At 71.6% G+C, this 20910-nt stretch carries 17 protein-coding genes; 13 read left to right on the top strand and 4 right to left on the bottom strand.

The annotated features are described in order from the left end of the window. Window positions 1-21 precede the first annotated feature (21 nt). From pheS to MJ604_RS18080, 3 genes are read left to right on the top strand one after another with little or no spacing between them, the layout of a single operon-like run. Window positions 22-1128: a phenylalanine--tRNA ligase subunit alpha gene (gene pheS, locus MJ604_RS18070; protein WP_243059972.1), complete on the top strand. Its 1107-nt coding sequence runs from the start codon at window positions 22-24 to the stop codon at window positions 1126-1128. Beyond that, window positions 1125-3608, top strand: a complete 2484-nt coding sequence (pheT, locus tag MJ604_RS18075; RefSeq protein WP_243059973.1) for a phenylalanine--tRNA ligase subunit beta — start codon at window positions 1125-1127, stop codon at window positions 3606-3608. Before pheS ends, pheT begins: the two co-directional genes overlap by 4 nt. Continuing rightward, a complete protein-coding gene (locus MJ604_RS18080; RefSeq protein WP_243059974.1) occupies window positions 3589-6558 on the top strand; it encodes an AAA family ATPase in 2970 nt (989 codons plus the stop codon). Before pheT ends, MJ604_RS18080 begins: the two co-directional genes overlap by 20 nt. A 79-nt stretch (window positions 6559-6637) precedes the next feature. On the opposite strand, the gene MJ604_RS18085 is transcribed toward MJ604_RS18080, so the two are convergent. The 4 genes from MJ604_RS18085 to MJ604_RS18100 are packed head-to-tail and all read right to left on the bottom strand — an operon-like array spanning window position 6638 to window position 10830. Then, on the bottom strand, window positions 6638-7468 hold the full coding sequence (locus tag MJ604_RS18085) for an ABC transporter permease (protein WP_243059975.1): 831 nt from the start codon (window positions 7466-7468) through the stop codon (window positions 6638-6640). After that, window positions 7465-8454, bottom strand: coding sequence for an ATP-binding cassette domain-containing protein (locus MJ604_RS18090; RefSeq protein WP_243059976.1), 990 nt, complete (start codon window positions 8452-8454; stop codon window positions 7465-7467). Before MJ604_RS18090 ends, MJ604_RS18085 begins: the two co-directional genes overlap by 4 nt. 47 nt (window positions 8455-8501) lie before the next feature. Then, window positions 8502-9974, bottom strand: a complete 1473-nt coding sequence (locus MJ604_RS18095; protein WP_243059977.1) for a sulfatase — start codon at window positions 9972-9974, stop codon at window positions 8502-8504. 58 nt (window positions 9975-10032) lie between these two features. Continuing rightward, window positions 10033-10830 carry a maleylpyruvate isomerase family mycothiol-dependent enzyme gene (locus MJ604_RS18100; RefSeq protein ID WP_243059978.1) on the bottom strand — a complete coding sequence of 266 codons (798 nt, stop codon included), beginning with the start codon at window positions 10828-10830 and terminating at the stop codon, window positions 10033-10035. Between the two features lie 78 nt (window positions 10831-10908). Here MJ604_RS18100 and argC point away from each other — a divergent pair, with 78 nt between their 5' ends. The 10 genes from argC (at window position 10909) to MJ604_RS18150 (ending at window position 20622) form a co-directional block, all read left to right on the top strand. Then, window positions 10909-11946: an N-acetyl-gamma-glutamyl-phosphate reductase gene (gene argC, locus MJ604_RS18105; RefSeq protein ID WP_308194155.1), complete on the top strand. Its 1038-nt coding sequence runs from the start codon at window positions 10909-10911 to the stop codon at window positions 11944-11946. Then, a complete protein-coding gene (argJ, locus tag MJ604_RS18110; RefSeq protein WP_243059980.1) occupies window positions 11943-13094 on the top strand; it encodes a bifunctional glutamate N-acetyltransferase/amino-acid acetyltransferase ArgJ in 1152 nt (383 codons plus the stop codon). The genes argC and argJ overlap by 4 nt, the downstream gene beginning before the upstream one ends. Beyond that, window positions 13091-14026: an acetylglutamate kinase gene (gene argB, locus MJ604_RS18115; RefSeq protein ID WP_243059981.1), complete on the top strand. Its 936-nt coding sequence runs from the start codon at window positions 13091-13093 to the stop codon at window positions 14024-14026. The genes argJ and argB overlap by 4 nt, the downstream gene beginning before the upstream one ends. Continuing rightward, window positions 14023-15195 (top strand): acetylornithine transaminase, encoded by a 1173-nt coding sequence (locus MJ604_RS18120; protein ID WP_243059982.1) that lies wholly within the window; start codon window positions 14023-14025, stop codon window positions 15193-15195. The genes argB and MJ604_RS18120 overlap by 4 nt, the downstream gene beginning before the upstream one ends. Further along, window positions 15192-16133: an ornithine carbamoyltransferase gene (gene argF, locus MJ604_RS18125; protein WP_243059983.1), complete on the top strand. Its 942-nt coding sequence runs from the start codon at window positions 15192-15194 to the stop codon at window positions 16131-16133. Before MJ604_RS18120 ends, argF begins: the two co-directional genes overlap by 4 nt. Further along, complete coding sequence (locus tag MJ604_RS18130) at window positions 16130-16645, top strand: arginine repressor (RefSeq protein ID WP_243059984.1); 516 nt, start codon at window positions 16130-16132, stop codon at window positions 16643-16645. The genes argF and MJ604_RS18130 overlap by 4 nt, the downstream gene beginning before the upstream one ends. A gap of 16 nt (window positions 16646-16661) precedes the next feature. Next, on the top strand, window positions 16662-18095 hold the full coding sequence (gene argG / locus MJ604_RS18135) for an argininosuccinate synthase (protein WP_243059985.1): 1434 nt from the start codon (window positions 16662-16664) through the stop codon (window positions 18093-18095). Next, window positions 18095-18568 (top strand): NUDIX hydrolase, encoded by a 474-nt coding sequence (locus MJ604_RS18140; RefSeq protein WP_243059986.1) that lies wholly within the window; start codon window positions 18095-18097, stop codon window positions 18566-18568. The genes argG and MJ604_RS18140 overlap by 1 nt, the downstream gene beginning before the upstream one ends. A 67-nt stretch (window positions 18569-18635) precedes the next feature. Further along, window positions 18636-20051 (top strand): argininosuccinate lyase, encoded by a 1416-nt coding sequence (gene argH / locus MJ604_RS18145; protein ID WP_243059987.1) that lies wholly within the window; start codon window positions 18636-18638, stop codon window positions 20049-20051. Then, on the top strand, window positions 20035-20622 hold the full coding sequence (locus MJ604_RS18150) for a DNA-3-methyladenine glycosylase (protein WP_243059988.1): 588 nt from the start codon (window positions 20035-20037) through the stop codon (window positions 20620-20622). Before argH ends, MJ604_RS18150 begins: the two co-directional genes overlap by 17 nt. The last annotated feature ends 288 nt before the right edge of the window (window positions 20623-20910 follow it).

A 20910-nucleotide genomic window follows, 5' to 3' on the forward strand; every position in this document is an offset into this window, starting at 1 on the left:
CGGCTTCCTAGACTCGTCCTCGTGTCAGGACCCAACACCGACTACGACCCCGTGGAGGTCACCCCGTTGAAGCCGGAAGAGGTGGAGGCCGCCCGCGACGCCGCAGTCGCCGCGATCGCCGCAGCCGCAGACCTCGCCGACCTCAAGCAGGTGCGGATCGACCACGCGGGCGACCGCTCGCCGCTCGCGCTGGCCAACCGGGAGATCGGCGCGCTGCCGCCCCAGGCCCGCAAGGAGGCCGGCCAGCGGATCGGTCAGGCGCGCGGCGCCGTCAACCAGGCCCTGGCCGCGCGGCAGGAGGTGCTCGAGGCCGAGCACGAGGAGCGGATGCTGGTCGAGGAGACCGTCGACGTGACGCTCCCGACCGACCGGGTGCCCGCCGGCGCCCGGCACCCGATCACCACCGGCTCCGAGCTGATCGCCGACATCTTCGTCGCGATGGGCTGGGAGGTCGCCGAGGGCCCGGTCATCGAGGCCGAGTGGCTCAACTTCGACGCGCTCAACCTGGGCCCGGACCACCCGGCCCGCACGATGCAGGACACGTTCTGGACCGAGCCGGCCGAGAACCACCTGGTGCTTCGCACGCACACCTCGCCGGTCCAGGCGCGGACCATGCTCACGCGCCAGCCCCCGATCTACGTCGTCTGCCCGGGGCGGGTCTTCCGCACCGACGAGTACGACGCCACGCACAGCCCGGTCTTCCACCAGGTCGAGGGCCTGGCCATCGACGAGGGCATCACGATGGCGAACCTCAAGGGCACGCTCGACCACTTCGCCGCGCAGATGTTCGGCGAGGGCATCAGCACCCGGTTCCGCCCGTCGTACTTCCCGTTCACCGAGCCCAGCGCCGAGGTCGACCTGGTCTGCTTCGTGTGCCGCGGCTCCGGGACGCTCGACGGCGCTTCCTGCCGCACCTGCCGCGGCGAGGGGTGGATCGAGTGGGGCGGCTGCGGCGTCGTGAACCCGCGCGTCCTGGCTGCCTGCGGCGTGGACGCGGAGCGCTACACCGGCTTCGCGTTCGGCATGGGCATCGACCGCACCCTGATGTTCCGCCAGGGCATCGAGGACCTGCGCGAGCTCTTCGAGGGCGACATCCGTTTCACCACTGCGTTCGGGAGTGAGCTGTGAAGGCGCCTGCCAGCTGGATCCGTGAGTACGTCGACCTCCCGGCCGACGTCACCACCGAGGACCTCACCGCGCGGCTCACCGCGCTCGGCCTCAAGCTGGAGGCGATCGAGAGCGCCAGCGCCGGCATCACCGGCCCGCTGGTCGTCGGCAAGGTGCTCACGATGGAGCCCGAGCCGCAGAAGAACGGCAAGACGATCAACTGGTGCACCGTCGACGTCGGCGACGCCAACGGCACCGGCGAGCCCCAGGGCATCGTCTGCGGCGCGCACAACTTCGCGCCCGGCGACCTGGTCGTGGTGATCCTGCCCGGCGGCGTGCTGCCCGGGAACTTCCAGATCTCCGCGCGCAAGACCTACGGCCACCTGTCGGCCGGGATGATCTGCTCGGCCCGCGAGCTCGGCCTCGGCGAGGACCACGACGGCATCATCGTGCTGCCCGCCGACGCGGGCGCGCCCGGGACCGACGCGTTCGACGTGCTCGGCCTGCGCGAGGAGGTCATCGAGTTCGAGATCAACCCGGACCGTGCCTACGCGCTGTCGCTGCGCGGCATCGCCCGTGAGGCGGCCCTGGCCTACGACGCGCCGTACCGCGACCCCGCCGACCGCGACGTCCCGTCGCCGAACGACGCCGGCTACCCCGTCGTCATCGACGACCCGGTCGGCTGCCCGATGTTCGTGGCCCGCAAGGTCACCGGCTTCGACCCGGCCGCGCCGACGCCGGACTGGATGGCCACGCGCCTCCAGCAGGCCGGGATGCGCCCGATCTCGCTGGCCGTCGACGTCACCAACTACGTGATGCTCGAGACCGGCCGGCCGATCCACGGCTACGACGCCGACAAGCTCCAGGGCCCGATCCGGGTCCGCCGGGCGACGGAGGGCGAGACCCTCACGACGCTGGACGGCGCGCTGCGCACGCTCTCGACCGAGGACCTGGTCGTCACCGACGACTCCGGGATCATCGGCCTCGGCGGCGTGATGGGCGGCGAGACCACCGAGATGTCGGAGACCACGACCAACGTGCTGGTCGAGGCGGCCCACTGGGACGCGACCTCGATGTTCCGGACCGGCAAGCGCCACAGGATCAGCTCCGAGGCCGGCAAGCGCAACGAGCGTGGCGTCGACCCGGTGATCACGCCGGCCGCGGCCGACCGGGTCGTCGAGCTGCTGACGACGTACGGCGGCGGCACGGCCGACCCGGGCGTCACGGTGGTCGGCACCGCGCCGGAGCGGCCGGAGATCACGATCTCCTACGACCTGCCCGCCCGGGTGTCCGGCATGGACATCGACGCGGCGACCACGGTCACGAACCTCGAGGCCGTCGGCTGCGCGTTGGTGAAGGAGGACACCACGCTGACCGCGACCCCGCCGCCGTGGCGCCCCGACCTCAACGACCCGTTCGACCTGGTCGAGGAGGTCGCGCGGATCGTCGGGTACGACAACGTCCCGTCGGTGCTGCCGCGCGAGGCCGCCGGCCGCGGGCTCACCCGCGAGCAGCGGCTGCGCCGTCGCGTCGGCCGGACCCTGGCCGGCGCCGGCTGCGTCGAGGTGATCAGCTTCCCGTTCGTCGGCGACGCGGCGTTCGACGCGCTCGGCCTGCCGGCCGACGACCCGCTGCGGACGACGGTCCGGCTCGCGAACCCGCTGTCGAGCGAGGAGCCGTCGTACACCACGACGTTGCTGCCCGGCCTGCTCAAGGCGGCGGCCCGCAACCTCGGTCGCGGCGCGAGTGGAGTGTCGCTGTTCGAGACCGGCACGGTCGCCTTCCCGGTCGACCGGGGGCCCGCGCCGATCTACGGCGTCGACTGGCGCCCGAGCGAGGACGAGCTCGCCAAGCTGCTCGAGGCGCTGCCCGAGCAGCCGCTGCACCTCGCGGTCGTCCTCGCCGGCGAGCGTGAGCGCGCCGGGTGGTGGGGCGAGGGTCGCGAGGCCGGCTGGGCGGACGCGATCGGGCTGGTCCGCCGCCTCGGCACCGAGCTCGGTGTCGAGATCGAGGTCGTCTCCACGAGCCGCGCCCCGTGGCACCCGGGCCGCTGCGCCCAGGTGCGCCTGGCCGGTGTCGAGTTCGGCCACGCGGGCGAGCTGCACCCGAAGGTCTGCGCGGCGTTCGGGCTCCCGGCCCGCAGCGCGGCGGTCGAGATCGACCTCGACTTCCTGATGCGGCACACCCGCGACGTCACCCCGGGGCCGGACTTCTCGACGTACCCGCAGGCCAAGGAGGACGTCGCCCTCGTGGTGGCCGCCGACGTGACTGCGGCCGACGTCGAGGCGGCCCTGCGCGAGGGTGCCGGCGACCTGCTGGAGTCGATCCGGCTGTTCGACGTCTACACCAGCGAGCAGCTCGGCGCGGACAAGAAGTCGCTCGCGTTCGCACTGCGATTCCGCGCCCCGGACCGGACGCTCACCGAGGAGGAGACGGCGGGCGCGCGCGACGCGGCCGTCGCGCTCGCCGCCGAGCGGACCGGTGCCGTCCAGCGCAGCTGACGGACCGCGGCTGACGGTCCTCGACGAGGTCACCTGGGACGGCTCGCCCGTCCCGGGTGAGCGGACGCACGCCTTGCTGCGCGCGCTCGCCGAGGCCGGTTCCCGAGGACTATCCGAGACCGCGCTGGTGGACGAGGTCTGGGGCGACGACGTCCCGGCCAACCCCACGAAGGCGCTGCAGGTCGTCGTCTCCCGCGCCCGCTCGGCCACCAGCGCGGACGCGATCGAGCGGACCGCGCGCGGCTACCGGCTCGCGCTCGCGACCGCCGAGGTCGACGCGTGGGCGCTGCGGCCCGAGGGTCTGCGGCTCGCCGCCGCGGGGGAGTACGCCGCTGCGCTCCCGCTGCTCGAGCGCGCCGACGCCGACGACGACGTGGTGGCCGCGCTGCTGCGCTCGGTCGCCGGCGTGCACGGCGTGCCCGCGGCGCTGGAGCGCTACGAGTCCTACCGCGAGCGGCTGGCCGACCGCCTCGGCGTCGACCCGAGCCCCGAGCTCCAGGCGCTGCACGCCGAGCTGCTGGCCCGTGACCACCCGGTCCGCGAGGGGCTGCTCTACGAGGCTTCCCGGCTGATCGGCCGCGAAGGTGACGTCATCGCGCTCGAGGAGATGATCCGCACGGCCCGGGTGACGTCGATCGTCGGGCCGGGTGGACTCGGCAAGACGCGGCTCGCGCACCTGATGGGCCGGCTCGCCGAGCAGCCGACAGTCTACTTCGTCGAGCTCGCCGGCGTCACCTCGCCCGAGGGCGTCGCGGTCGAGGTCGGCGACGTGCTCGGCGTGCGTGAGTCGGTCGCCGGCCGCCTCACGTCCGCCGCGGCCCGCCGTACCGACCTGGTCGGCCGGATCGTCGACCAGGTCGGTAGCGCGCCCGCGCTGCTGATCCTCGACAACTGCGAGCACCTGGTCGAGGCGGTCGCCGACCTCGTCTCCGTGCTGGTGCAGCGGACCCCGTCGCTCCGGATCCTCACGACGACCCGAGCGCCCCTCGGCCTCGCGGCCGAGCGCGTCTACCAGCTGCCGCAGCTCGGGCTCGACGACGCCGTGGAGCTGTTCGGGGAGCGAGCCACCGCTGCGCGTCCCGGCGTACGCCTCGTCGCGGGGGAGGTGCGCTCGCTGGTCGCCCGGCTCGACGGGCTGCCGCTGGCGGTGGAGCTGGCTGCTGCGAAGGTGCGGGTCATGTCGGTCGCCGAGATCGAGCGCCGCATCGGGGACCGCTTCACGCTGCTGCGTGGCGGCTCCCGCGACGCCCCCGAGCGGCACCAGACGCTGCTGGCGGTGATCGACTGGAGCTGGTACCTGCTGCGCGACGAGGAGCGCGTCGCCCTGCGCCGGCTCTCGATCTTCCGCGACGGCTTCTCGCTCGGCGGTGCCGAGGCGGTCGTGGACGGCGACGCCCTGAGCTCGCTCGCGAATCTCGTCGACCAGTCGCTGGTGACGGTGGTCGAAGGTGCGGGCGAGGTGCGCTACCGGCTGCTGGAGACGGTGCGTGAGTTCGGCCAGATGCAGCTGGTCGGCGCGGGCGACGACGTCGAGACCAGCGGCCGCCTGCGCAACTGGGGTCTCGGGTACGCAGAGGACTGCATGGGCCGGCTCTTCGGTCCGGAGCAGGTCGAGGCGATGGCCGACATCCGGACTGAGGAGGGCAACCTCGTCGACCTGCTCCGTCGCTGCCTGCGCGACCGCGACCCCGACGCGGTGGTGGTCCTCATGGCCTGCCTGTCGGACTTCTGGACGATCGAGGGCAACCACCTCAAGGTCGTCAACGTCTCGCCCGAGGTCGAGGAGGTCATCGTCGGCGCCTCGATCGCCGCGACGCACGAGGACGCGTACCGCACCACCCTGACGGCGATCGCGTTCAACTCGATGATCTTCTCCGACGCGACCGCGAGCCGCGCCTACGAGCAGTTGAAGCTGGTCGGACCGGGTGATCCCGGCACCCGCGGTGGCATCGCGGCCGGCGTCCTCCTCGTGGCGTTCGGCGACGATCGCGCCGACGCTCTCGCGGATCTCTGCGCCGACCCCGACCGCCGGGTCGCCCAGCTGGCCCTGCAGTGGTCGAGCCAGATCCAGGAGAACCTCGGGGCGGTGCGACTCGCGCAGCAGCTCGGGCTCGACGCCCTGTCGCTCACCCGCCCCGAGGACGGACCGTGGGGCGCTGCGCTCATCCGCGCCCAGCTCGCCGGTCTCACCATGCAGGTGGGCGACATGGGAGAGGCGATGGGGTACGCCCACGACGCGATCCCGGTCCTCGGGGCGCTCGGCGCCGGGGAGGACGTCGCGCAGCTCAAGGCGGTCCTCGCGGTCGGCGCGATGGTGGACGGCCGGCTCGACGAGGCAGAGCGGATCTTCGAGGAGATCGAGGCCGAGGACGCGGGCACCGGTGTCTTCGGGGCCGCCATCATCCTGCTCTGCGGGCGCGCCGAGCTCGACCTCGCCTCGGGTCGGGTCGACCGGGGCCTGCGGGCCTACCGGCAGGCGGTGGTCACGCTGTCCGAGCGGGGCTTCCCGGCTCTCGACATGATGCGCGGCTTCGAGCCGTGGACGCTGTACGCGGAGTCGGCCGCCGTTGCGGCACACCTGGCCCACGGTCGTCAGGCCGAGGTCGAGGACCTGCGCCGCGACCTCCTGGTGAAGGCGCCGAACATCCTGGCCGGCGCCATCGGCTTCCTCGACTACCCGGTCTTCGGCTCGATCCTGTTCGCACTCGCTCGGTGGGAGCTCGCCGACGACCCGACGCCTGTACGCGCCGAGCGCGCCGTACACCTGCTCGTCTACGCCGACCGGTTCGGCTACAACCGGCAGCTCCCGAGCCTGGCCTGGGCGCCCGCGCTGGCCCTGGCCGAGGCGGTGATGCCGGGCGAGGAGGCGCGGTTCCGCGCAACCCTCGGGGAACGCAACGCGCCCGAGCTCCGCCAGGAGGTCGGCGACCTGCTGGCGGAGCTCGGTTGAGGATCACGGACAGTCCCTGACGGATGGGTCCCGTTTCGGTGGTGGCACGGGCCCGATCGTCAGGGACCGTCCCTCCGGCTCAGACCTTCTTCTTGTAGCTGCGCACCGCGAGCGGCAGGAAGATCGCGACCACGATCCCGCAGCCGAGCAGCGCCCAGCCGACGTTCGCGGTGACCGCGCCCTCGTTCATCAGGTCGCGGAGGGCCGAGATCACCAGCGACACGGGGTTGACGTTCACGAACGCCTCGAGCCAGCTCGGCAGCGTCTCCGCCGGGACGAACGCGTTCGACAGGAACGTCAGCGGGAACATCACCATCATCGAGATCCCCTGCACGGCCTGCGCGCTGCGCGCTCGGGTGCCGAAGTACGTGAAGATCCACGCCAGCGACCAGCCGGCGACGACCGTCAGCACCCACCCCGCGAGTACACCGGGTACGCCGCCGCCGGGCCGGTAGCCCATCAGCACGCCGGTGAGGATGGTCAGCGTCGCGGCGGTGCCGTAGCGGATGAGGTCCGCCAACGCCGGTCCGACCAGCGGAGCGATCCGTGCGATCGGCAGCGACTTGAAGCGATCGAAGACGCCCTTGTCCATGTCCTCGCGCAGTTGGATGCCGGTCGCCATGCAGGCCGTCAGTGCGGTCTGGGCGAGGATGCCGGTGATCACGATCGGCAGGTAGTCCTCGACGCTGCCGGAGATCGCGCCGCCGAAGATGTAGGCGAACATCGCGGTGAACAGCAGCGGCTGCAGCGTGACGTCGAACCACTGCTCGGGGTTGCGGCGCATCTTCTTCAGCGCGCGCCACGCCATCGCGAGGCTCTGGTCGATCGTGTCGCGCAGCGACGGGCGGGCGACGATGGTGCGGTCGAGCACCTCGGCCGTCTCGTGATCGGGGAGCAGGGTGGTGCTCATCGGGCCACCTCCATCTGGGGGTCGGTCTCGTCCTCGGCGGCGTGGCCGGTGATGGCCATGAACACCTCGTCGAGGGTGGGCTTCTGGACCGTCGCGCTCGCGATCGACAGCCCGGACTGGCGCAGTGCGATCAGGACGTCGGCGGCCCGGTTGGCGTCGGCGAGCGCGGCGTTCATGCCGCCGGCCTCCGGCGTCAGCACCGGCTCCTCGCCGAGGACGCGTCGTACGACGGAGGCCGCGTCGGCGGTGTCGGCGGCCTCGGACATCCGCAGCTGCAGCGTCGAGCTGCCCACGGAGGTCTTGAGCTCGTCGGGTGTGCCCTCGGCGACCTTGCGGCCGCGGTCGATCACCGCGATCCGGCCGGCCAGCTGGTCGGCCTCGTCGAGGTACTGGGTCGTGAGCAGCACGGTGCTCCCGCCCCGGATGAGCTCCCGGATCGTGTCCCACATCTGGCCCCGGGTGCGCGGGTCGAGACCCGTCGTCGGCTCGTCGAGGAAGATCAGCGGTGGCTGCGAGATCAGGCTGGCCGCGAGGTCGAGCCGGCGCCGCATGCCGCCGGAGAACGCCTTGATCTGCTTGTCGCGCGCCTCGGTCAGGCCGAACCGCTCGAGCAGGTCGGAGGCGGTCGCCCTCGACCTCGCGGAGGACAGGCCCTGCAGGCGCCCGAACAGCCAGAGGTTCTCGAAGCCGGTGAGGTTCTCGTCGACGGAGGCGTACTGCCCGGTCACGCCGACGAGCTGGCGGATCATGTGCGGCTCGCGGCGTACGTCGACGCCGAAGATGCGGGCCTCGCCGCCATCCATCGGCAACAGGGTGGCGAGCATCTTGAGGGTGGTGGTCTTGCCGGCGCCGTTCGGGCCGAGCACGCCGAAGACCTCGCCGCGGCGGACCTCGAGGTCGACCTGGTCGACCGCGCGGTGCTCGCCGAACGTCTTGACCAGGCCGGCGGCGGCGACGGCCAGGTCGGTGTCAGGGAGTCGTGTCATGGGAGCAGGTTGACCCGCCCCGGTTTCAGCCCGCCTTCACCCCGGTTTCACGCACCCGGTGGCGTCCTCGGCGCTGGCAGCACGGGGAAGGGCGTCCGGCACTCCGGGCCGCTGCAGTTCCGCAGCGCACGCAGCCTCCCCGCGAGGGCGGCCTCGACCGGGCGGTACCGCGCCGTCCCGGCCCGATTGTGCAGCTCGCCCGGGTCCAGACGTCGGTCGTAGAGCTCGATGAAGCCGGACCTCCAGCGCACGTAGGTGTAGCGACCGGTCCGTACGCCGACATACGTCACGGCGTGCCCGTGCCGCGCGGTCTGGATCAGCTGGGTGGCGCGGCGCAGCTCGCGGTTCTCGGTCGCGAAGGGCATGAGATCGCGCCCGTCGACCACCAGGTCCGGGTCGGCGCCGGCGAGCGCTGCGAACGTCGGCGCGAGGTCGATCAGGGACGTCGCCTGGCGGCGCACCTGTCCGGCAGGGATACCTGGACCCCGGATCAGCAGCGGGATCGAGACCGACTCCTGGTAGGGCACGACCTTCCCGATGTGGCGGTGCTCGCCGAGCAGGTAGCCGTTGTCGCTGGTGAACACGACCACCGTGTCGTCGATCTCGCCTGCCTCCTCGAGCGCGGCGACCGTGTCCGCGACCGCGTCGTCGACCGACGCCAGCGAACGGATGCGCTCGGTGAAGATCGCCTGGACGTCGGCCGGGTCGACCTCCGGGCGGCTGCTGAGCATCCCCGGCTTGTCACTCACGTCCTCGTTGAACGACGGCTTCGAGAGCTGAGGAGCGATCTCGTCCGCGAGGATCGTCTCGTGGCGGACCGCCGGACGGGGGCGGTGCGTGCAGCCGCCGCCCTCGGTCGCCGTGCGACACGTGCCGTGCGGCGCGACGTACGACGCCCAGATGAAGAACGGCGACGAGTCGGTGCTGAACTCCTCGATCAGCTCCCTGGTGAGCGCCGCGATGGTGTCGTTGCTGTGGACGCCCTCGACGGTGACCGGAGCGCCCCTCCCGGTCATCTGGAAGTCGAAGTAGCGGTAGATCCCGGCGACGATGGCGTTGAAGACGTCCCAGCCCGGTTGCGTCGGCGGGTCGCCGCGGTACAGGTTGAGGTACTTCCCGATGAAACCCGTGTGGTAGCCGCTGTCGTGGAGCCATGTCGCCACGGTCCGGGTGTTGTCGAGTGCGCCGTAGCCGCCGAAGGGCCCGCTGTTGTCCCGCACGTGGTTGTTCTGGCTGTACTGCCCGGTCAGGATCGACGCCCGCGCCGGGCAGCAGAGCGGGTTCGGCGAGATGAAGTTCGAGAACCGAACGCCGCTGTCGCCCAGGAGGTGGCGGGTCTGTGGCATCCACCTCAGGTCCGAGGTCGATTGGTCGTCGGTGGTGATCAGCACGATGTTGGGGCGTCCTGCCGCGGCCGCCGTGGTCGGCACGCCCGACGTCGCGGGACCCGCCGGCGGCACGGCCAGGCCGACAGCGAGAACCGCTGCCGCCGTCCAGAACGACACACGAGATCGAGTCATCGTCACCTCCCGAAAGGTGCCTCCCACTCTGTCAGGCCGGTCGGCGGACGACCATGGGTCAGTTGATCGCCTGGTTCACGCACCCCCGGAAGTGGTCGCGTACGCCGGCGTCGCCGACGACCGTGACCGCGGCTTCGTCCCCACGCCGCCACAGCCAGGCGTCGAGGTCGGCCGCGGTGCCGCTGACCACGACGTCGGGCTCGTCCTCGCGCGGCTCGACCTTCGCGATGTCGTCCTCGTCGTAGCTCGTGCCGCCGTCGGGATCGGTGCCCGTGAACCGCCCGGTCTCCACCCACACCGACTCGTCCCGGTCGATGATGTCGACACGCACGGTGCCGCCGTTCCCGGCGAAGCTGCCCCATGCCGGCGTGCCGCCGAACATGATGTCCAGCGCCTCGTCGACGCCGTCCGCAGCGAGCTCCGGGTCCAGGGGAGTGACCTGCCCCGTGGTCTGTTCCGCGTCGAGGCGGTGGATCAGCGCCTCGTGCGCCTGCCGGCGGAACGTGAAGCCGACGGTCTGCTCGGCCGACCAGGTCCACGCCGCCTCGGCCGGGTCGGCGGCGGCAAGCGCCGCGCCGAGCCGCGCGTCCTGCTCCGCGTGCAGCGCCAACAGCTCGTCGTACGCCGTCGGCAGCTCGGGCTCGGTCCAGTCCTCGCCCGACCTCTCGGGGCGCTGCTCGACGATCGTCGACCAGAACATCAGCACGCCGGCGTGGTGGCCGAGCAGGTCGGCGGCCGACCAGTCGGGGCAGCCGGGTACGCGCGCCTCCGGGTCGCAGGTGGTCAGGACCTCGCGGAGTCGAGCGGAGTCGGAGCGGAGGTGCCGGAGGTAGTCTTCGTACGAGAGTCTGGCCATGACGTCGAACCTAGGTGCGACGACCGACACGCCGCATTCGCAATTCATGACCATACGATGGTGTGTATAGTCATGCGCATGTCGATCAGGATCGCGGTCGCCGGAGCCAGCGGGTACGCCGGCGGTGAGCTCCTGCGCCTGCTGCTCGCCCACCCCGAGGTCGAGATCGGCGCGCTCACCGGCGCGTCGAACGCCGGCCAGCCGCTCGGGGCGCTGCAACCGCACCTCGTGCCGCTCGCCGACCGGGTGCTCGTCGAGACCAGCCTCGACACCCTGCGCGGCCACGACGTGGTCTTCCTGGCGCTCCCGCACGGCCAGTCCGGCGACATCGCCGAGCTGCTCGGCGCGGCCGACCCGACGACGGTCGTCATCGACTGCGGCGCGGACTTCCGGCTCGCCGACCCCGCCGCCTGGGACAAGTTCTACGGCGGCAACCACGCCGGTACCTGGCCCTACGGCCTGCCCGAGCTGCCCGGCCAGCGCGCCCAGCTCACCGGGGCGACCCGGATCGCCGTACCCGGCTGCTACCCGACGGTGTCGACGCTGAGCCTGGCCCCGGCCATCGCCGCCGGCATCGTCGAGCCCGACGTCACCGTGGTCGCCGCCTCCGGCACCAGCGGCGCCGGCAAGGCCGCGAAGCCGCACCTGCTCGGCAGCGAGATCATGGGCAACGCCAGCGCGTACGGCGTCGGCGGCGTGCACCGGCACACCCCCGAGATCATCCAGAACCTCTCGAAGCTCACCCAGGGCACCGTCAGCGTGAGCTTCACGCCGCTGCTGGTGCCGATGCCGCGCGGCATCCTCGCCACCTGCTCGGCGAAGCTGACCACCGACGCGACAGCCGAGGACGTCTACGCGGTCTACGCGAAGGCGTACGCCGACGAGCCGTTCGTCCACCTGCTCCCGCAGGGGCAGTGGCCGCAGACGAAGTCGGTCACCGGATCCAACGCCGTTCACCTGCAGGTGACGGTCGACGAGGCCGCACGACGAATGATCGCCGTCGGTGCCGTGGACAACTTGTCCAAGGGCACCGCCGGCGCTGCCGTCCAGTGCATGAACCTCGCGCTCGGCCTCGATGAAGGGCTGGGCCTCTCGACCGTAGGAGTAGCCCCATGAGCATCACCATCCCGAAGGGCTTCCGGGCCGCCGGCGTCGCCGCCGGCCTCAAGTCCACCGGCGCCAAGGACGTCGCGCTCGTCGTCAACGACGGACCGACGTTCGACTCCGCCAGCGTCTTCACGGCCAACCGCTGCAAGGCCAACCCGGTCCTCTGGAGCCAGGAGGCCGTCAAGGACGGCACCGTCCGCGCGGTGTTCCTGAACTCCGGTGGCGCCAACTGCTACACCGGCCCGGAGGGCTTCCAGACCACGCACGCGGTCGCGGAGACCGTCGCGGACAAGCTCGGGTTCGGCGCCATCGACGTGGTCGTCTGCTCGACCGGCCTGATCGGTCTCACCAACGACCGCTCCCAGGTGCTCGCCGGAGCGCAGGCGGCGTACGACGCCCTGTCGACCGACGGGGGAGACGACGCCGCGCACGCGATCATGACCACCGACACGGTCAGCAAGCAGGTCGTCGTCGAGGGCGCCGGCTGGACGATCGGCGGGATGGCCAAGGGCGCCGGCATGCTCGCGCCCGCGCTCGCCACGATGCTGGTCGTGATCACCACCGACGCCGTCGTCCCCGCAGCCGACCTGGACACCGCGCTGCGCGCCGCCACCCGGGTCAGCTTCGACCGGCTCGACTCCGACGGCTGCATGTCCACCAACGACACCGTCACGCTGATGGCGTCCGGCGCGAGCGGCATCACGCCGAGCCTCGACGACTTCACCGCCGCGCTCACGCAGGTCTGCTCCGACCTCGCGATGCAGCTGCTCAAGGACGCCGAGGGCGCCGACCACGAGATCACGATCACCGTGCTCAACGCCGCGACCGAGGACGAGGCGGTCGAGGTCGGCCGCAGCGTCGCCCGCTCGAACCTGTTCAAGGCGGCCGTCTTCGGCAACGACCCCAACTGGGGCCGGGTGCTCGCGAGCGTCGGCACGACCAGCGCGCAGTTCGACCCCGCCGACCTCGACGTCGCGATGAACGGCGTCTGGGTCTGCAAGCAGTCGACGCCCTACGCCGACCCGTCGGAGATCGACCTGAAGCCGCGCGAGGTGAGCGTGACCATCGACCTGAAGGCAGGCTCCGAGCGGGCCACCATCTGGACCAACGACCTGACGCACGCCTACGTCCACGAGAACAGCGCGTACAGCTCATGAGCATCGATCACGTGCACCACGACCCCAGCAAGCCGGACCCGGCCAAGGCCCGCACGCTTGCCGCCGCGCTGCCGTGGCTGAAGCAGTACCACGGCAAGATCGTGGTGGTGAAGTACGGCGGCAACGCCATGACCGACGAGACGCTGAAGCGCGCGTTCGCCGAGGACATCGCGTTCCTGCGGTTCGCCGGCTTCAAGCCGGTCGTCGTCCACGGCGGCGGCCCGCAGATCTCGCAGATGCTCGACAGGCTCGGCATCCAGTCGGAGTTCCGCGGCGGCCTCCGGGTCACCACGCCCGAGGCGATGGACGTCGTCCGGATGGTCCTGGTCGGGCAGGTGCAGCGCGAGCTGGTCGGCCTGATCAACGAGCACGGCCCGCTCGCGGTCGGCTGCTCGGGCGAGGACGCCGGCCTGTTCACCGCGACCACGACCGGCACCGTCATCGACGGCGAGGAGATCGACCTCGGCCTGGTCGGCGAGGTCACCCAGGTGCGCCCGGAGTCGGTGCTCGACCTGATCGAGGCCGGCCGGATCCCGGTCGTCTCCAGCGTCGCGCCCGATGTCACCGGTGTCGTCCACAACGTCAACGCCGACACCGCGGCCGCCGCCCTGGCCGTCGCGCTCGAGGCCGAGAAGCTGCTCGTGCTGACCGACGTCGAGGGCCTGTACCTCGACTGGGGACAGTCCGACGACGTCATCGGCGAGATCAGCCCCGAGGCGCTCGAGGAGATCCTCCCGACGCTCGCGTCCGGCATGATCCCGAAGATGGGCGCGTGCCTCCAGGCGGTCCGCGGCGGAGTGCCCCGCGCGACCGTCGTCGACGGCCGCGAGCAGCACGCGGTGCTGCTCGAGCTGTTCACCAGTGAGGGCGTCGGCACCCAGGTGCTGCCCGGCGTCGAGACCAAGACCCGGAAGGCGAGGGACGCCCAGTGACCAGCTACCAGGACCGGTACGCCGCCTCGGTCATGAACACGTTCGGGCCGCCGGCGCTCGTGCTCACCCGCGGCGAGGGCGCGCACGTCTGGGACGCCGACGGCAACGAGTACGTCGACCTGCTCGGCGGCATCGCCGTCAACGCGCTCGGCCACGGCCACCCGGCGCTCGTCGAGGCCGTCACCACCCAGCTGCAGACGCTCGGCCACGTCTCGAACTTCTTCACGTCCGAGCCGCAGGTCGAGCTGGCCGAGAAACTGCTCGAGCTCGTCGGCGTCGGAGTCGGCGGCGGCAAGGTGTTCTTCACCAACTCCGGCACCGAGGCCAACGAGGCCGCGTTCAAGCTGACCCGTCGTACCGGCCGCACCCAGGTGGTCGTCGCCCAGGACTCGTTCCACGGCCGCACGATGGGCGCGCTCGCGCTGACCTCCAAGGAGGCGTACCGCGCGCCCTTCGAGCCGCTGCCCGGTGACGTCACGTTCGTCCCGTTCGGCGACGTCGACGCGCTGGCCGCCGCGGTGACGGGGGAGACCGCCGCGATCCTGCTCGAGCCGCTCCAGGGCGAGGCCGGCGTGAACGTCGCCCCCGAGGGCTACCTCGCCGCCGCCCGCGCGATCGCCGACGAGCACGGCGCGTTGCTCTGGCTGGACGAGATCCAGTCGGGCATGGGCCGCACCGGCGAGTGGTTCGCGCACCTGCCGTCCGGCGTGCGCCCCGACATCGTCACCGTCGCCAAGGGACTCGGTGGCGGCTTCCCGATCGGTGCGTGCATCGGCATCGGTGCCGCGGGTGAGCTGCTCCAGCCCGGCAACCACGGCACGACGTTCGGCGGCAACCCGGTCGCCTGCGCCGCAGCCCTCGCCGTCATCCGCACGATCGAGGACGACAACCTGCTGGAGCACGTCACCGTTCTCGGCCAGAAGATCCGCGACGGCCTTGCCGCCGACCCGCGGGTCACCGAGGTGCGCGGTGAGGGCCTCCTGATCGGGCTCGACCTGGTCAGCGAGTCGTCCGCCGACGTGCTGCTCGCGGCCCGCAGGGCCGGCTTCATCGTCAACAACGCGACCCCGCGCCGGATCCGGCTCGCCCCGCCGCTGATCCTCAGCGAGGACGACGCGAACGCGTTCCTGGCCGCCTGGCCCGCGATCCTCGACGAGGCCAAGGCATGAGCGCCCCCGGCATCAGGCACTTCCTCGCCGACGACGACCTGACGCCCGAGGAGCAGGCGCGCGTCCTCGACCTCGCGTTCGAGCTCAAGCAGGCGCCGTACGACGCGAAGCCGCTGGCTGGCCCGCGCACCGTCGCGATGATCTTCGACAAGCAGACGCTGCGCACGCAGGCCTCCTTCGCGGCCGGCATCGCCGAGCTGGGTGGCTACCCGATGCTCGTCGACGGCGCGCTCGCCGGCATCGGCGTGCGAGAGTCGGTCTCCGACGTCGCGCAGGTGCTCGGCCGCCAGGCCTCGGTGATCGTGTGGCGCACCTTCGCGCAGACGCGTCTCGAGGAGATGGCCCGGTACGCCGGTGTCCCGGTCGTCAACGCGCTGACCGACGAGTTCCACCCGTGCCAGCTGCTCGCCGACCTGCTGACGGTTCGCGAGCACAAGCAGCAGCTCGCCGGGCTGACGGTGGCGTTCGTCGGCGACGGCGCCTCGAACATGGGCAACTCCTGGCTGCTGGCCGGGGCCACCGCGGGCATGCACGTGCGGATCGCCTCGCCCGAGGGGTACCTGCCCGACGCCGAGATCGTCGAGCGGGCCGCGAAGATCGCGGCGACCACCGGCGGCTCCGCCACCACCGGCACCGACGCGATCGCGGCCGTGACCGGGGCCGACGTCGTCGTCACCGACACCTGGATCTCGATGGGCAAGGAGGAGGAGGCCGAGGCCCGCGCCGCTGTCTTCGCGCCGTACTCCCTGACGACCGAGCTGTTCGACCGCGCGAAGCCCGACGCCATCGCCATGCACTGCCTGCCGGCGTACCGCGGCAAGGAGATCGACGCCGAGGTCCTCGACGGACCGCAGAGCGTCGTCTGGGACGAGGCCGAGAACCGCCGGCACGCCCAGAAGGCGATCCTGACGTTCCTCATGGAGGAGGCCACCTCGTGAACGACTCCACGCTGCGTCCGACGACCAAGAGCTCGCGACACCACCTGATCATCGAGCTGGTCACGCACGGTGAGGTGCGCTCGCAGGCCGAGCTCGCCGGCCGGCTCGCGGAGCGCGGCGTGCACGTCACCCAGGCGACGCTGTCGCGCGACCTCGTCGAGCTCGACGCGATCAAGGTCCGCGCGCCGTCCGGGTCGCTCGTGTACGCCGTCCCCAGCGAGGGCGGCGACCGGCGTCCGACCGCTCCCGTGGAGACCGCGGCCGCCGCGACGCGTCTGGCCCGTCTGTGCAGCGAGCTCCTCGTCGGGGCCGACGCCAGCGCCAACCTGGTCGTGCTGCGGACCCCGCCGGGTGCCGCGAACTTCCTGGGCTCCGCCATCGACAAGGCCGAGATCCCCGAGATCCTGGGCTCGATCGCCGGCGACGACACGGTCCTCGTCATCTCGCGCGACCCCGCGGGCGGTGCGGACCTCGCGCAGCGGTTCCTCAGCCTCGCCTCCAGCCACCAGTAGCAGAAGGAAGACAACAGTGAGCAAGGTCCTGACGTCCCTCCCCGTCGGCAAGCGTGTCGGCATCGCGTTCTCGGGAGGCTTGGACACGTCGGTCGCGGTGGCCTGGATGCGCGCGAAGGGCGCGATCCCGTGCACCTACACCGCCGACATCGGCCAGTACGACGAGCCGGACATCAGCGGTGTGCCCGGACGCGCGTACCAGTACGGCGCCGAGCTCGCCCGCGCCGTCGACTGCCGTCGCCAGCTCGTCGAGGAGGGCCTGGCCGCGCTCGCGTGCGGGGCGTTCCACATCCGCTCCGGCGGCCGTGCGTACTTCAACACCACGCCGCTCGGCCGCGCCGTCACCGGCACCATGCTGGTCCGTGCGATGCACGAGGACGACGTCGACATCTGGGGCGACGGCTCGACGTTCAAGGGCAACGACATCGAGCGGTTCTACCGCTACGGCCTGCTCGCGAACCCGTCGCTGCAGATCTACAAGCCCTGGCTGGACGCTGACTTCGTCACCGAGCTGGGCGGTCGCGCCGAGATGAGCCAGTGGCTGACCGAGCGCGAGCTGCCGTACCGCGACTCCAAGGAGAAGGCGTACTCCACCGACGCCAACATCTGGGGTGCCACCCACGAGGCCAAGACCCTCGAGCACCTCGACGTGTCGCTCGAGATCGTCGAGCCGATCATGGGCGTGAAGTTCTGGGACCCGTCGGTCCAGATCGAGACCGAGGACGTCACGATCCGCTTCGACCAGGGCCGCCCGGTCGCGATCAACGGCACGTCGTACGACGACCCGGTCGCACTCGTGCTGGAGGCCAACGCGGTCGGCGGCAGGCACGGCCTCGGCATGTCCGACCAGATCGAGAACCGGATCATTGAGGCCAAGTCGCGCGGCATCTACGAGGCGCCGGGCATGGCGCTGCTCTGGATCGCCTACGAGCGGCTGCTCAACGCGATCCACAACGAGGACACGATCGCGACCTACCACGGCGAGGGACGCCGCCTCGGCCGGCTGCTCTACGAAGGCCGCTGGCTGGACCCGCAGGCGCTGATGCTGCGGGAGTCGATCCAGCGCTGGATCGCCTCGCTCGTGACCGGCGAGGTGACGCTGCGGCTGCGCCGCGGCGAGGACTACACGGTGCTGCGCACCGAGGGCCCGGCGTTCTCGTACCACCCGGACAAGCTCTCGATGGAGCGCACCGAGAACGCCGCGTTCGGTCCCACCGACCGCATCGGCCAGCTCACGATGCGCAACCTCGACATCGCCGACTCGCGCGCCAAGCTCGAGCAGTACGCCGCCCAGCCGCTCGACCAGGGCCAGGTCCTCGTCGAGAACGGCACGCTGTACGGCTCGCTCGAGGCCGGCGGCGCCGAGCGGATCGCGCGCAACCCGGAGGCCGCCGAGGAGCCCGACGAGGTCGCGCTCGACCAGGCCGCGATGGAGCTCGGCACCGACTGATGAGTCGTCCCGTACGACACCGCACCACCGGCCGGGTGCTCCCGGTCAACGGCAGGGGAGAGGTGCTGCTCCTGCACGGCTGGGACCCGGTCCGCCCGGAGGCGCCGTACTGGTTCAGCATCGGCGGCGCCGCCGACCACGACGAGTCGCTCGCGGCCGCCGCGGCGCGGGAGATGCGCGAGGAGACCGGGCTCGAGATCTCGGTCGACGAGCTGAGCGAGCCGGTCGGCCACGAGCTCGCCGAGTTCGACTGGGGCTTCTGGCACCTGGTGCAGGACCAGACCTACTTCGCCGTCCGTCTCGACGACACCGCCGGGCTGCACTTCGACGGGCTCGAGCCGCTGGAGCGCGGGACGATCGACCAGGCGGCCTGGTGGACACCGGACGCGCTGGACGAGGACGGGTCCGCGGCGAACGAGCAGCTGACCACGATGATGAGAGCCGCAGTGCGGCGGATCCTGGGAGAAGCATGAGCGAGCGAATCATTCAAGGCAGTGCATGCGGAGCCTCGTGCGCGCTCGGAGCGAAGCGAGTACGTGCATGAGCAGCACGAACACCGGCAAGCTGTGGGGCGGACGCTTCGAGGGCGGCCCGTCGCCGGAGCTCGACGCGCTCTCGCGCTCGACGCACTTCGACTGGCGCCTGGCGCTGTACGACATCGCCGGCTCGCACGCCCACGCCAAGGCCCTGGGTGCCGCCGGCTACCTGACGCCCGAGCACGAGGCCGAGATCCACCGCGGCCTCGACGTGCTGGCCCAGGCCTGGTCCGACGGCACGCTGCAGCCGGACCCGTCCGACGAGGACGTGCACGGCGCGCTCGAGCGGCTGCTGCTCGAGGAGATCGGCGCCGACATCGGCGGCCGGCTCCGCGCCGGTCGCAGCCGCAACGACCAGATCGCGACGCTGTTCCGGTCGTTCCTGCTCGACCACGCCGAGACGATCACGCGCCAGGTGCTCGACCTCGTCGACGCGCTCTCGACCCAGGCCGGCGCGCACCTCGACGTGATCATGCCGGGCCGCACCCACCTGCAGCACGCCCAGCCGGTGCTGCTGTCCCACCACCTGCTCGCCCACGCCTGGGCCCTGCTCCGCGACGTGGATCGGCTCGCCGACTGGCGTCGTCGTACCTCCGCCGAGTCGCCGTACGGCGGGGGAGCGCTGGCCGGCTCGAGCCTCGGCCTGGACCCGGTGCTGGTCGCCTCCGAGCTGGGCTTCGCCGGCTCCTCGCCGAACTCCATCGACGGCACGGCCTCCCGTGACTTCGTCGCCGAGTTCGCCTACGTCGCCGCGCAGATCGGGGTGGACGTCAGCCGGATCGCCGAGGAGGTCATCCTCTGGTCGACCCGCGAGTTCGACTTCGTGACGCTGCACGACTCCTGGTCGACGGGGTCGAGCATCATGCCGCAGAAGAAGAACCCCGACATCGCCGAGCTCGCGCGTGGCAAGGCCGGCCGCCTCCTCGGCAACCTCTCCGGTCTGCTCGCCACGCTCAAGGCGCTGCCGCTCGCCTACAACCGCGACCTCCAGGAGGACAAGGAGCCGGTCTTCGACTCCGTCGACACCCTCGAGGTGCTGCTCCCGGCGTTCACTGGGATGGTCGCGACGCTCACCTACAACGGCGAGCGGATGACCGAGCTCGCCCCGCAGGGCTTCTCCCTCGCGACCGACATCGCGGAGTGGCTGGTGCGCGAGGGAGTGCCGTTCCGCATCGCCCACGAGGTCGCCGGTGCGTGCGTACGCCGCTGCGAGGAGCTCGGCATCGAGCTCGCCGACCTCAGCGACGAGCAGTTCGCCGAGATCTCGCCGTCCTTGACGCCCGGCGTCCGCGAGGTGCTGACGATCGAGGGCTCGGTCGCCTCGCGCACCGGGCGCGGCGGCACCGCCCCCGTCCGGGTGCGCGAGCAGCTCGGTGAGCTGACGGCGCTCGCCCGCGAGTTCCGTGGTCGCCTCACCTGATCTCTCCGGGCCGGTGCTGGAGACGGCACCTGGTCTGCTCAACGCCGTGCTGCGGCACGGCGACGTCGCCGTACGCCTCACGGAGGTCGAGGCGTACGACGGCGCGAACGACCCGGGCTCGCACGCCTTCCGCGGCATGACCCGCCGCAACGCGGTGATGTTCGGACCGCCGGGCCACCTCTACTGCTACTTCACCTACGGGATGCACGTCTGCTGCAACGTCGTCTGCGGCCCGGTCGGGACCGCCAGCGCGGTCCTGGTCCGTGCCGGCGAGGTGGTCGACGGCATCGAGATCGCCCGAGAACGTCGACCGGGCGCGAAGGACCGCGACCTGGCGCGCGGCCCGGCCCGGCTCTGCCGAGCACTCGGCATCGAGCTCGGGCACGACGGCACCGACCTGGTCGCCGGGCCGGTCACCCTCGAGCCGGGGGAGTCCCCGGCCGATGTCTCCACCGGCCCCCGGGTCGGTCTTCGTGCTGCCCCGGATCGGCCGTGGCGCTTCTGGATCACCGATGATCCGACGGTGTCGGCGTACCGTCCGGCGGCGCCTCTCAGGCGTGGATCGCGCTGAGATCACGCTCAGATCGACCCCGGTTTGGCGTGCCCGCCGACCACGTGTAATGTTCCTTCTCGCCGCGGCAAGCGGCTCCCACTCCCGGCCGAGAGGCCACTCTGGATGGGGGTCAACTTGTCGCGTCACGGCGGAGCAAGAAGCCGGATCAGCGCCAAGTTGACCGGGGGAAGCGAAACCGGTAAGTTTCTGCAGGTTGCCCCGCAGCGGGTCCGAGAGGGCCAGCACGGTGTGCGTCTGATTCTTGAGAACTCAACAGTGTGTCATAGTCGACGAATTAGTTTGTAA

This window comes from Nocardioides sp. SR21 (assembly GCF_022761125.1).
Taxonomy (GTDB): domain Bacteria; phylum Actinomycetota; class Actinomycetes; order Propionibacteriales; family Nocardioidaceae; genus Nocardioides.

Bases quoted from the DNA above. Each gene is read 5' to 3' on its own strand.
- argH (WP_243059987.1), top strand. From the start codon at position 18,636: ATGAGCAGCACGAACACCGGCAAGCTGTGGGGCGGACGCTTCGAGGGC.
- argF (WP_243059983.1), top strand. From the start codon at position 15,192: ATGAGCGCCCCCGGCATCAGGCACTTCCTCGCCGACGACGACCTGACG.
- MJ604_RS18090 (WP_243059976.1), bottom strand. From the start codon at position 8,454: ATGACACGACTCCCTGACACCGACCTGGCCGTCGCCGCCGCCGGCCTG.
- argB (WP_243059981.1), top strand. From the start codon at position 13,091: ATGAGCATCGATCACGTGCACCACGACCCCAGCAAGCCGGACCCGGCC.
- argJ (WP_243059980.1), top strand. From the start codon at position 11,943: ATGAGCATCACCATCCCGAAGGGCTTCCGGGCCGCCGGCGTCGCCGCC.
- MJ604_RS18140 (WP_243059986.1), top strand. From the start codon at position 18,095: ATGAGTCGTCCCGTACGACACCGCACCACCGGCCGGGTGCTCCCGGTC.
- MJ604_RS18085 (WP_243059975.1), bottom strand. From the start codon at position 7,468: ATGAGCACCACCCTGCTCCCCGATCACGAGACGGCCGAGGTGCTCGAC.
- MJ604_RS18100 (WP_243059978.1), bottom strand. From the start codon at position 10,830: ATGGCCAGACTCTCGTACGAAGACTACCTCCGGCACCTCCGCTCCGAC.
- argC (WP_308194155.1), top strand. From the start codon at position 10,909: ATGTCGATCAGGATCGCGGTCGCCGGAGCCAGCGGGTACGCCGGCGGT.
- MJ604_RS18095 (WP_243059977.1), bottom strand. From the start codon at position 9,974: ATGACTCGATCTCGTGTGTCGTTCTGGACGGCGGCAGCGGTTCTCGCT.